The 11207-nt window shown below is 73.5% G+C and carries 11 protein-coding genes and 1 pseudogene; 9 read left to right on the top strand and 3 right to left on the bottom strand.

Annotated elements, in window-relative coordinates; translation table 11 throughout:
* The first annotated feature begins 142 nt into the window (after positions 1-142).
* On the top strand, positions 143-1339 hold the full coding sequence (locus HCN56_RS18840) for an argininosuccinate synthase (RefSeq protein ID WP_167972705.1): 1197 nt from the start codon (positions 143-145) through the stop codon (positions 1337-1339).
* 155 nt (positions 1340-1494) lie between these two features.
* Positions 1495-2949 (top strand): argininosuccinate lyase, encoded by a 1455-nt coding sequence (argH, locus tag HCN56_RS18835; protein ID WP_209312913.1) that lies wholly within the window; start codon positions 1495-1497, stop codon positions 2947-2949.
* A gap of 45 nt (positions 2950-2994) precedes the next feature.
* On the opposite strand, the gene HCN56_RS18830 is transcribed toward argH, so the two are convergent.
* Positions 2995-3675 (bottom strand): lysophospholipid acyltransferase family protein, encoded by a 681-nt coding sequence (locus HCN56_RS18830; RefSeq protein WP_167972703.1) that lies wholly within the window; start codon positions 3673-3675, stop codon positions 2995-2997.
* 273 nt (positions 3676-3948) lie between these two features.
* On the opposite strand from HCN56_RS18830, the gene HCN56_RS18825 reads away from it, so the two are divergent.
* Positions 3949-4467, top strand: a complete 519-nt coding sequence (locus tag HCN56_RS18825; RefSeq protein ID WP_167972701.1) for a GNAT family N-acetyltransferase — start codon at positions 3949-3951, stop codon at positions 4465-4467.
* 48 nt (positions 4468-4515) lie between these two features.
* Here the strand turns inward: HCN56_RS18825 and HCN56_RS18820 are convergent, their stop codons facing one another.
* Positions 4516-4974 carry a hypothetical protein gene (locus HCN56_RS18820; RefSeq protein WP_209312912.1) on the bottom strand — a complete coding sequence of 153 codons (459 nt, stop codon included), beginning with the start codon at positions 4972-4974 and terminating at the stop codon, positions 4516-4518.
* Entirely contained in the window at positions 4967-5338 is a 372-nt protein-coding gene (locus tag HCN56_RS18815) for a hypothetical protein (protein ID WP_167972699.1), read from the bottom strand. The genes HCN56_RS18820 and HCN56_RS18815 overlap by 8 nt, the downstream gene beginning before the upstream one ends.
* Before the next feature lie 424 nt (positions 5339-5762).
* On the opposite strand from HCN56_RS18815, the gene HCN56_RS18810 reads away from it, so the two are divergent.
* From HCN56_RS18810 to HCN56_RS18785, 6 genes and pseudogenes are all read left to right on the top strand, one after another.
* Positions 5763-6830 carry a methionine ABC transporter ATP-binding protein gene (locus HCN56_RS18810; protein WP_167972697.1) on the top strand — a complete coding sequence of 356 codons (1068 nt, stop codon included), beginning with the start codon at positions 5763-5765 and terminating at the stop codon, positions 6828-6830.
* A gap of 3 nt (positions 6831-6833) precedes the next feature.
* A complete protein-coding gene (locus tag HCN56_RS18805; protein WP_167972695.1) occupies positions 6834-7505 on the top strand; it encodes a methionine ABC transporter permease in 672 nt (223 codons plus the stop codon).
* A 94-nt stretch (positions 7506-7599) separates the two neighbouring features.
* Positions 7600-8469: a MetQ/NlpA family ABC transporter substrate-binding protein gene (locus HCN56_RS18800; protein WP_167972693.1), complete on the top strand. Its 870-nt coding sequence runs from the start codon at positions 7600-7602 to the stop codon at positions 8467-8469.
* A 92-nt stretch (positions 8470-8561) separates the two neighbouring features.
* Positions 8562-9224: a GNAT family N-acetyltransferase gene (locus HCN56_RS18795; RefSeq protein ID WP_376770893.1), complete on the top strand. Its 663-nt coding sequence runs from the start codon at positions 8562-8564 to the stop codon at positions 9222-9224.
* A gap of 85 nt (positions 9225-9309) precedes the next feature.
* Positions 9310-10512 carry a precorrin-6y C5,15-methyltransferase (decarboxylating) subunit CbiE gene (gene cbiE / locus HCN56_RS18790; protein WP_167972691.1) on the top strand — a complete coding sequence of 401 codons (1203 nt, stop codon included), beginning with the start codon at positions 9310-9312 and terminating at the stop codon, positions 10510-10512.
* A gap of 229 nt (positions 10513-10741) precedes the next feature.
* Positions 10742-11207 (top strand): annotated as a pseudogene (locus tag HCN56_RS18785) (hypothetical protein); the annotation flags it as partial.

Here is an 11207-nt window from a genome sequence, read left to right as displayed (position 1 = left end):
GCGCCGGGAGCGCGCCCGGCGCCGGAGCCGCCTCTGGGCCGGTATGCACCGTGTTGACCTGCGGTTTCGTCATCGGATTGACAATCCATGCGGAGGGCTGCATAGTTATTCCCGTCAGCGTATGCATCCCAAGGAGAATCCCGTGACCGAGCGCGTCGTACTCGCCTACTCCGGCGGTCTGGACACCTCTGTCTGCATCGGCTGGATCGCCGAGGCGACCGGGGCCGAGGTCATCGCCGTCGCCGTCGACGTCGGCCAGGGCGGAGAGGACCTCGACGTCATCCGCAAGCGCGCGCTGGAGTGCGGTGCCGTGGAGGCCGAGGTCGCCGACGCCAAGGACGAGTTCGCGGAGGAGTACTGCCTCCCCGCGATCAAGGCCAACGCCCTCTACATGGACCGCTACCCGCTGGTCTCCGCGCTCTCGCGGCCGACCATCGTCAAGCACCTCGTCGCCGCCGCGCAGAAGCACGGCGCCTCCACCGTCGCACACGGCTGCACCGGCAAGGGCAACGACCAGGTCCGCTTCGAGGCGGGCATCTCCTCCCTGGCGCCCGACCTCAAGTGCATCGCGCCGGTCCGGGACTACGCCATGACGCGGGACAAGGCCATCGCATTCTGCGAGGAGCGCGGCCTGCCGATCGCCACCAGCAAGAAGTCGCCGTACTCCATCGACCAGAACGTCTTCGGGCGCGCGGTGGAGACCGGCTTCCTGGAGGACATCTGGAACGCCCCGATCGAGGACGTCTACGAGTACACCGAGAACCCCGCCACCCCGCGGGACGCCGACGAGGTCGTCGTCACCTTCGACAAGGGTGTCCCGGTCGCCATCGACGGCCGCCCCGTCACGGTGCTGCAGGCGATCCAGCAGCTCAACGAGCGTGCCGGTGCCCAGGGTGTCGGCCGGATCGACATGGTCGAGGACCGGCTGGTCGGGATCAAGTCCCGCGAGGTCTACGAGTCCCCGGGCGGCATCGCGCTGATCACCGCCCACCAGGAGCTGGAGAACGTCACCGTCGAGCGCGAGCTGGCCCGCTACAAGCGGCAGGTCGAGCAGCGGTGGGCCGAGCTGGTCTACGACGGCATGTGGTTCTCGCCCCTGAAGCGGGCGCTGGACGGCTTCATCGACGAGGCCAACGAGCACGTCACCGGCGACATCCGGATGACGCTGCACGGCGGCCGTGCCGTGGTCACCGGCCGGAAGTCCGAGAAGTCGCTCTACGACTTCGAGCTCGCCACCTACGACACCGGCGACACCTTCGACCAGTCGATGTCCAAGGGCTTCATCGAGATCTTCGGCATGTCGAGCAAGATCGCCGCCAAGCGGGATCTGGCACAGTAGGGCAGCGGCCGGACGGCTCCGCCGGGCCCCGGCCCCCGCAAGCGCAGTACCCACCGTGTCCCCGGCGCCGCCCGGGGACACGGTCGTTTCCACCACAGCCCCTTCCCGGGCGGGCCGCGCCGCGCCCCGCCCGCCGCCCCGAGGAGTTCACCGCCATGACCAACGGAGCAGGCCCCGGCACGCCGCCGCAGTCCGAGGACGGCATGCGGCTGTGGGGCGGCCGATTCGCCGACGGGCCCTCGGCGGCCCTGGAACGGCTGAGCGCCTCCGTTCACTTCGACTGGCGACTGGCTCCCTACGACATCGCCGGATCGCGCGCCCACGCCGCGGCGCTGCACCGCGCGGGGCTGCTCACCGACGAGGAGCTCTCCGGGATGCTCGCCGGGCTGGCGCAACTCCTCACCGACGTGGAGGCCGGGACGTTCACCGGCACCGTCGCGGACGAGGACGTCCACACCGCGCTGGAGCGCGGGCTGCTGGAGCGCGTCGGCCCCGACCTCGGCGGCAAGCTGCGGGCCGGCCGCTCCCGCAACGACCAGGTCGCCACGCTCTTCCGGATGTACCTGCGCGACCACGCCCGCGTCATCGGCGGTCTCCTCACCGACCTGGGGGAGGCGCTCACCGAACTCGCCGCGGCCCACCCCGACGCCGTGATGCCCGGCCGCACCCACCTCCAGCACGCCCAGCCCGTGCTGTTCTCCCACCACCTCCTCGCCCACGTCCACGCGCTGGGGCGGAACGCGGAGCGGCTGCGGCAGTGGGACGCGCGCACCGCCGTCTCCCCCTACGGCTCCGGCGCGCTGGCGGGCTCCACCCTCGGACTCGACCCGCGGGCGGTCGCCGCCGAACTCGGCTTCGAGCACGGCTCCTCCGCCAACTCCATCGACGGGACCGCCTCCCGCGACTTCGCCGCCGAGTTCGCCTTCATCACCGCGATGATCGGCGTCGACCTTTCCCGTATCGCGGAGGAGATCATCATCTGGAACACGAAGGAGTTCTCCTTCGTCACCCTCCACGACGCCTTCTCCACCGGCTCGTCGATCATGCCGCAGAAGAAGAACCCCGACATTGCCGAGCTGGCCCGGGGCAAGTCCGGCCGGCTCATCGGGAACCTCACCGGGCTCCTCGCCACGCTCAAGGCGCTGCCCCTGGCCTACAACCGCGACCTCCAGGAGGACAAGGAGCCGGTCTTCGACTCCTGCGACCAGCTGGAGGTCCTGCTGCCGGCCTTCACCGGGATGATCGCCACGCTGACCGTCCACACCGACCGCATGGCCGAACTGGCCCCGGCCGGCTTCTCGCTCGCCACCGACATCGCCGAGTGGCTGGTCCGCCAGGGCGTGCCGTTCCGCGTCGCGCACGAGGTCGCCGGCGCCTGCGTCCAGCTGTGCGAGAAGGAGGGCATCGAGCTCGACCAGCTGACGGACGAGCAGTTCGCCGCCATCTCGCCCCACCTGACCCCCGAGGTCCGCGAGGTGCTCACCGTCGCCGGTTCGCTCGCCTCGCGCAGCGGGCGCGGCGGTACCGCACCGGCCGCGGTGGCGGAGCAGCTGACCGAGGTCCGCGCCGACCTCGCGGCGCAGCGTGCCTGGGCGGCCGCCGCCGGCTGACCGCCGGCACCCGGACGTCACGGAGGGAGGGGCGGCGTCCCGGTCTCAGGCGGCGCGCGCCTTGGTGGCGTACATGTCCACGTACTCCTGGCCGGAGAGCCGCATCACCTCGGTCATCACCTCGTCGGTGACGGCCCGCAGCACGTAGCGGTCGCGGTCCATCCCCTCGTAGCGGCCGAACTCCAGCGGGGTGCCGAAACGCACCGTGATCCGCTCGCCGCGCCGCACCCGCGGCAGCCCCCGGCCGCCGGGCTGCACCCGGTCCGTGCCGATCATGGCGAACGGCACCACCGGGGCGCCGGTCATCAGCGTCAGCCGTGCGATGCCGGTGCGGCCGCGGTAGAGCCGGCCGTCGGGGGAGCGGGTGCCCTCCGGGTAGATCCCGAAGACGTCCCCGCGCTCCAGCACCCGGCGGCCCGTCATCAGGGCCGCGACCCCGCCGCGCCCGCCGTCCCGGTCGACCGGGATCATGCCGACGCCGGTGAAGAACCACGCCATCAGCCGGCCCTTCGGGCTGCGGCCGGTCACGTACGAGTCCTTGCCGATGAAGAAGACCTGGCGACCCGTCACCAGCGGCAGGATCAGCGAGTCGATGAAGGTCAGGTGATTGCCCGCCAGGATGACCGGACCCGTCCCCGGGATGTGCTCGGCCCCCTCGACGCGGGGGCGGAAGAACAGCCGGAGGAGCGGCCCCAGGACCGCCTTGATCAGTCGGAAACGGGACAACGGGTCCTCCGGTCGGGAAACGCGCCGCACGGGGTCGGGCGACAGGTGAGGATATCCCGCGGCCGCCTCCCGGCCCCGGCCCCGCCACCGTACGGACACCGGGAGTCGGCAATGTCACAGCCGAGTTCCGTCCGGCGGCGTTTCGCGGCCCGGCCCGCGCGGACACAATGCATGCGGCGCAGCACACCGGCGCCGTCAGGGCACTTGGACGGCCGGACCGCGTGCAACCCTCGAACCGCCGCGGCCGGCCCAGCTCGCTAGGAGGATGCGCGCATGGGCATGAGCGTCATGATCGGCACCGCGACGGAGTCGGACACCGAACACGTCCTCAAACTCCAGTACCTCTGCTACCAGTCCGAGGCCGAGCTGTACAACGACTACAGCCTCGAACCGCTCACCCAGACGCTGGAGGAGCTCCGCGGCGAGATGGCCGCCGGCCCCGTCCTCGTCGCCCGGCTCGGCACCGAGGTCGTCGGAGCGGTACGCGGCCGGATCGAGGCGGACGGTGCCGCCACCATCGGCACCCTGATGGTCCACCCCCGGATGCGCAGGCACGGCCTCGGGCGGCGGCTGCTGTCCGCGATGGAGGAACTGCTCGCCGGCCGGAGCGCCACGGCGGACCGGTTCCGGCTGCGGACCGGCCACCGCAGCGAGGGCAACCTGCGGCTCTACCGCCGCCTCGGCTACGCCCCCGTCGGCACCGAGGTCGTCACCCGCAGGCTGAGCGTGGTGACCCTGGAGAAGCGCCGGGCCGCCCCGGCCGCCGTGCCGGAGCTGGCCGTCGCCGGCTGACGCGCCGGTGCCGCGCGGGAGCGCTCACGCCTCCCCGCGCGGCACCGGTCAGTCGCGCGGTACCGCCGGGCGGGCGCCGCCCGCGCGCAGCCAGAACAGCCCCACCACCGGCAGCACCAGCGGCAGGAACAGGTACCCCATGCCGTAGGTCGACCAGACGGTCGAGTCCGGGAACGCCGATGGGTCGAGCACCGTCCAGGTGCCCACCACCAGCACGCCGGCGAGTTCCACGGCGCACGCGGCCAACCCGAGCCGCCGCGCCCGTTCGCCGCCGCGTACCAGCACGACGGTGATCAGGGCGTAGACCAGCGCTGCACCGGCCGAGAGCAGGTAGGCGAGCGGGGCCTCGTCGAACCGGGTCGACAGCTGGTAGAGCGAGCGCGAGGCGGCGCCCACCGTGAAGATCGCGTACAGGGTGACCAGCAGCCGCCCCGGGCCGGACCGCAGTCCGTGCCGGTCCGCGGGCCGGCCTCCGGCCCCTCCGTCGGTCGCGGACACCTCAGCCAACGCCCCCACCCCACACGTCGTGCAGTCGCAGTTCCAGGATCGCCAGCAGGAAGGCCCCCGCCGCGACCGTCGCCGGGCCCCACCGGGACCGTTCGCCCAGCGCCACCATTCCGACCACCGGCACGCAGGCCGTGACCGAGACCAGGTACGAGACGAAGACCGCCGTGGAGTCCCCGGCGGGCCGGTCGCCGCCCGCCAGCATCACGATGCCGACGACGAGCTGCACGACGGTGAGCAGGGTCACCACCGCCATGGCCGCGTAGTGCCAGTCCTTCGCCGACTGGTCGCGCAGCGCCGCCACGGCGCACCAGACGCCCAGCAGCACGGCGGCCGCCGCGACCGCGATGGTGAGGGGGGTGAGCATGCGCCCGACTCTACTGCGGGGCCCGGCCCCGCCCCGCCCGGGCCCCGCCCCGCCCGGGCCCCGCCCAGCAGGTGGACGGCACAACGTCCGGCATGCGGACGGTTTCCGGTCGGGCGACCATGTGTGCGTGTCGTGATGATTAACTGTCCGGCATGACCGGAGCGAGCAGCCACCACCAGGCACCCGAGACAGGAACCCTGTCCGGCGCTCGCTGTCCGCGTCGAATGTGTGCGCGCTGAGGGCCGACACCGAGCAGCCTCGCGCCCCGAAGCGAGAACGCGCCGCGCGCCGAGCCGCGCCGACGCCCGCTCACCCCTGATCCGCCAGGCACCCCCCGGCAGTCCCCGGACGCCTCCGGCACGCCGCCGCGAGGTCCGTCCCGGCGCGCACCCCCGCGCCGCGACCCGACAGTGACGGAAACCCTGTGATCACCACCACGGACCTGACCAAGGTCTACCGCACGCGCGACCGCGAGGTCACCGCCATCGACGGCGTGAGCCTCCACGTCGACCCGGGCGAGGTCTACGGCGTCATCGGCCGCAGCGGCGCCGGGAAGTCCTCCCTCATCCGCTGCGTCAACCTGCTGGAACGCCCCAGCAGCGGCACCGTGACCGTCGACGGCACCGACCTCACCGCCCTCGCCGGCCGCGGACCGCGCGCCGGCAAGGAACTGCGCCGGGCCCGCACCCGCATCGGTATGGTCTTCCAGCACTTCAACCTCCTCTCCTCCCGCACCGTCCAGGGCAACGTCGAGCTCCCCCTGGAGATCCTCGGCCTCACCCGGCGGGCCCGCGCCGCGAAGGCCCTCGAACTGCTCGACCTCGTCGGCCTCGCCGAGAAGTCCCGCGCCTACCCCGCCCAGCTCTCCGGCGGCCAGAAGCAGCGGGTCGGTATCGCCCGTGCCCTCGCGGGAGACCCCAAGGTGCTGCTCTCCGACGAGGCGACCTCCGCCCTCGACCCCGAGACCACCCGCTCCGTGCTGCGGCTGCTGCGCGACCTCAACCAGCAGCTCGGCCTCACCGTCCTCCTCATCACGCACGAGATGGACGTCGTGAAGTCGGTCTGCGACTCGGCCGCGCTGATGCGCGAGGGCCGACTGGTCGAGTCCGGCAAGGTCTCCGACCTGCTGGCCACCCCCGGCTCGGAGCTGGCCGCCGAACTGTTCCCCCTGGCCGGGGCCGCCTCCGGCGCCGGGCGCACCGTCGTCGACGTCACCTTCCACGGCGAGAGCGCCGGCCGACCGGTGATCTCCGGGCTGGCCCGCACCCACGACACGGACGTCTCCATCCTCGCCGCCGCCATGGACACCGTCGGCGGCCGGCAGGTCGGCCGGATGCGCGTCGAGCTCTCCGGCACGGGCGCCGACGCCGACCGCGCCATCGGCTACCTGCGGGACCAGGGCCTCACCGTCGAGGTCCACGACCCCCGCACCGCGCCGAGCGCCGACCTGGCCGACGCCGCCCCGGGCGCCGCCGACCTGGTGAAGGAGTAGACGATGACCTGGGAACAGATGCACCCCCTGCTGTGGCAGGGCACGATCGACACCCTCTACATGGTGGGGTGGTCCAGCCTGTTCGCCGTCATCGGCGGCCTGCCACTGGGCGTCCTGCTGGTCCTCACCGACAACGGCGGGCTCCTCCGCAACGTGCCCGTCAACCGGGTACTCGGCTTCGTGGTGAACGTCGGGCGCTCCCTGCCGTTCATCATCCTGCTGGTGGCGTTGATCCCGTTCACCCGGTTCGTCGTCGGCACCGCCATCGGCCCCACCGCCGCCGTCGTCCCGCTGGCCGTGGGCGCCATCCCGTTCTTCGCCCGGCTCGTCGAGACCGCCGTCCGCGAGGTCGACCACGGGCTGCTGGAAGCCGCGCTGTCCATGGGCGGCGGCGTCTGGGCGGTGGTGCGGAAGGTCCTGCTGCCGCAGGCGCTGCCCTCGCTGGTCGCCGGCCTCACCACCACCGTCATCGCCCTCATCGGCTACTCCGCGATGGCCGGCGCGGTCGGCGGCGGCGGGCTCGGCACCATCGCCCTCAACTACGGCTACCGCCGCTCCGAGACCGACTTCATGCTCGTCATCATCCTGGCGCTCATCGTCATCGTCACCGTCGCCCAGCTCGTCGGCGACGGCGTGGTCCGGCTGCTCGCCCGCCGCGAGCGCGCCGGCACCTGACGCCCCACTGCCGCGCCCGCCTCGCGCGGGCCCACCCCAGGCTTCCCGGCGCCGTCCCGGCCCCGGGCGTCACCACCACAGAGAGGCACTTTTCGTGCGTACCACTGCTCGCAAGCCCCGCAACGGCACCGTCCGTACCGCCGTCGCCCTCGCCGGCGCGCTGACCCTGGCCCTCACCGCCTGCGGCACCGCCAGCGACCCGGACACCGACGACAGCGGCGCCTCCGGCGACACCGAGGAGACCCTGAGCCTGCGCGTCGCGGCCAGCCCCGTCCCGCACGCCGACATCCTCAACTTCGTCAAGGACAACCTGGCCGAGGACGCCGGACTCGACCTCACCGTCGAGGAGTTCGACGACTACATCCTGCCGAACACCGCGCTGGAGGACGGCGAGGTCGACGCCAACTTCTTCCAGCACCAGCCCTACCTGGACGACTTCAACGCCAAGCAGGGCACCAGCATCGTCGGCCTGACCGACGTCCACCTGGAGCCGCTCGGCGTCTACTCCAACTCGATCGACAGCCTGGACGACCTCCCCGAGGGCGCCACCGTCGCCATCCCGGACGACGCGACCAACGCCGGCCGCGCGCTCCAGCTGCTGGCGGGCGAGGGGCTCATCACCCTGGCCGACGGCGTCGGCGCCGAGGCCACTCTCGGCGACGTCACCGAGGACAACGGACTGGTCTTCAACGAGCTGGAGGCCGCGACCCTGCCCCGCGTCCTCGACGACGTGGACGCCGCCGTGATCAACGGCAACTACGCGCTGGAGGCCGACCTCAGCCCGGCCGAGGACTCGCTGCTGCTGGAGGAGGCCGAGGGCAACCCCTACGCCAACTTCCTGGCCGTGCGTGAGGGCGACGAGGAGAACGAGGCCGCCGCGCTGCTGAGCGAGCTGCTCACCTCCGACGAGGTGCGCCAGTTCATCGAGGAGACCTACGAGGGCTCGGTCCTGCCCGCCTTCTGAGCGGAGCGCCCCGCGTCCCGCACCCTCCTCCCGCACCCCGATCCGGGCCCCGGCCGTCAGGCCGGGCCCCGGGTCCGTCACGCGCCGTGCCCATGCTGCATGCTGTGACTACCACCCAGGCCACGGAGCGGCGTATGACACCCACCTTCCCCGACGTCACCCTCGCCACCGAGCGGCTCGTCCTGCGGCGCTACGAGGAGGCCGACCAGCCGGCGCTCACCGCCATGATGGACGACGAGCTGACGGCCGCGTGGACCTCGGTCCCCGCCCCCTACTCGGCGGTCGACGCCCGGGAGTGGATCGCCCGCTTCGCCCCCGCCGAGCGCGACGAGGGACGCGGCATAGTCTTCGCCGTCACCGACCATCTCACCCAGCGCCTCGTCGGCTCCGTGCACCTGATGAAGACCAACTGGCGCGTGAGGTCGGCGGAGATCGGCTACGTCGTCGCCCCCTGGGCGCGGGGCGAGGGGTACGCCGTGGAGTCGGTCCTCGCCGTCGCGCGATGGCTCTTCGGCGAGCAGGGCTTCGAGCGGATGGAACTCCGCACCGCGGCCGGCAACACCGCCTCCCAGCAGGTCGCGCTGAAGATCGGCTGCCTGAGCGAGGGCGTGCTCCGCAGCGCCGGCATGGTGCGCACCCGCACGGAGGACGGGCGCTGGGCGGAGGTCCGCACCGACGTGATCGTCTGGGGGCTCATCCCGGAGGACCTGGAGGATCTGGACGACCTCGGCCCCGTCGGCGAAGCCGCCGTCTGAGAGCGGATCACACCGGCCCCGACACGGGTAGTCTCTTTCCGTCCCGCACCCCCCCGCGTCGCCACACCCCCGGAGTCCGCAGGCCATGGCCGACCGCGTCACCGTGATCGGATGGGACGGCTCGCCGCTCGAACCGGCGGCCCGTTCCGCACTGCGCGCGGCGACCCTGGTCGCCGCCGCCCCCCGCCACCTGGAACAGCCGGAGATCCCGCCCGGCGCCGAGCGTGTCACCCTCGGCAGCGTTCCGCTCGCCGCCGAGCGCATCGCGCGCCACCGCGGCAGCGCCGTCGTCGTCGCCGACGGCGACCCCGGCTTCTTCGGCCTCGTCCGGGCGCTGCGCGACCCGGCCCACGGGCTGGAGGTGGAGGTCGTCCCCGCCGTCTCCTCCGTGGCGGCTGCGTTCGCCCGCGCCGGCATGCCCTGGGACGACGCGCGGATCGTCGTCGCCGGCCAGGGCACCCTCCGGCGGGCCGTCAACGTCTGCCGCGCCCACCCGAAGGTCGCCGTCCTCACGGCGCCGGGGGCCGGCCCCACCGAGATCGCTCTCATGCTGCGCGGGGTCCACCGCACCTTCGTCGTCTGCGAGCGCCTCGGGACCCCCGACGAGAACGTCACGATGGTCACGCCCGACACCGCGGTCAACCACCGCTGGCACGACCCCAACGTCGTCATCGTCCTCGGCGGCGGACAGGCGCCGACCCGGGACGGCTGGCTGGCCGGCGGCGCGCCCGCCGGCCCCGCCGGCTGGGCGCTGGAGGCCGCCGACTACGGCCTGCCCGCGGCGACCCCGACCGAGGGGCAGGCACCGCTGCTGCGCGCCGCCCAACTGGCCTTCCTCGGCCCGCGCCCCGGCGACCTGGTGTGGGACGTGGGCACCGCGGGCGGTCTCGCCGCGGTGGAGGCCGCCCGGCTCGGCGCCGCGGTGATCGCGGTGGACCGCGACGCCGAGGCGTGCGCCCGCGCCACCGCGGGGGCGCGGGCGGCCGGCGTGGAACTCCAGGTGGTGCACGGGGGTGCGCCCCAGGCGCTCGGGGACCTCCCCGAGCCCGACGCGATCCGGGTCGGCGGGGGCGGGCCCCGGACGCTGCGCGCCTGCGCCGACCGCCGACCGCCCCGCATCGTCACCCACGCGCTCACCCGGGACGAGGCCGAGAGCGCGGGGGGAGTCCTCGCCGCGGCCGGCTACCGGGTGCGGTGCACACTGCTGCAAGCAGTGGCGCTGGACACCGAGACCTGGTCGGAAGAGAACAGAAACGTAGCGTTCCTGCTGTCCGGAAGTCGGACGTAAACCGGACAACGACAAACCTGGACCATACGGTTCGGGACGGACGGCGGTGGGCAAGCGTGTCCGCGGTGCCCGGTAGGGTGCTGTGTCGTTGTGTCACCGCAGGCGGGCGGGTTCGTCCGCAGATGTCCGGCCGGACCGGGGCAGGGCCGTGCCGACGCGCGCCCCACCGCGCCCCGGCGGGTCGGGGAGCGGCCGACGTGAGAGCACTACCTGATGGGCAGGGGTACGCATGACCGAGACCGGCGGCTTCCCGGAACGGGGACAGCTGGACCCCGCGGGCGTCTCCCCGGGGCACGCGGCACCGCCGCAGGGCCCCGTCACCACCGGCTACCCGTTCCCGGGGGCCGGTGAGCCCGAGGACCGCGAGGAGGAGGAACTGCTGATGCCCGGCGCCGCCGGCGCCTGGGGCGACGGCAGCGCCACCCCGCCCCGCGGCGTCGCCGCGGGGACGGCCACGCATCTCGCAGGCCGCCACCACGCGCGCGTGGCGACCGCCCCGCCCCGCCCTGCTCACCTCGGCCCGCCGATGCCGGAGCAGAACGGCGCCGTCATGCCCCTGGCGGACCGTCAGGCCGCCGCGGAGGCGGCCGCACCGGCCGCCCCGGTCGAGGCCCCTCCGACTGAGGTGGCCGAGGCGTCCCCCGCCGAGGCGCTCGGGACCGAGACGCCCGCCGACGGAGCGGCCGACCCCGCCG

Origin of the sequence: Streptomyces lonarensis, assembly GCF_012033735.1 — a bacterium.
In the GTDB taxonomy this organism is placed as follows: Bacteria; Actinomycetota; Actinomycetes; order Streptomycetales; family Streptomycetaceae; genus Streptomyces; species Streptomyces lonarensis.
The sequence above is the reverse complement of the archived record's forward strand: the minus strand, read 5'-3'. Positions and strand labels throughout refer to the sequence as shown.

Excerpts from the sequence above, each read along its gene's own strand:
- HCN56_RS18805 (WP_167972695.1), top strand. The coding sequence starts at position 6,834 with ATGACCTGGGAACAGATGCACCCCCTGCTGTGGCAGGGCACGATCGAC.
- cbiE (WP_167972691.1), top strand. The coding sequence starts at position 9,310 with ATGGCCGACCGCGTCACCGTGATCGGATGGGACGGCTCGCCGCTCGAA.
- HCN56_RS18795 (WP_376770893.1), top strand. The coding sequence starts at position 8,562 with ATGCTGCATGCTGTGACTACCACCCAGGCCACGGAGCGGCGTATGACA.
- HCN56_RS18825 (WP_167972701.1), top strand. The coding sequence starts at position 3,949 with ATGGGCATGAGCGTCATGATCGGCACCGCGACGGAGTCGGACACCGAA.
- argH (WP_209312913.1), top strand. The coding sequence starts at position 1,495 with ATGACCAACGGAGCAGGCCCCGGCACGCCGCCGCAGTCCGAGGACGGC.
- HCN56_RS18815 (WP_167972699.1), bottom strand. The coding sequence starts at position 5,338 with ATGCTCACCCCCCTCACCATCGCGGTCGCGGCGGCCGCCGTGCTGCTG.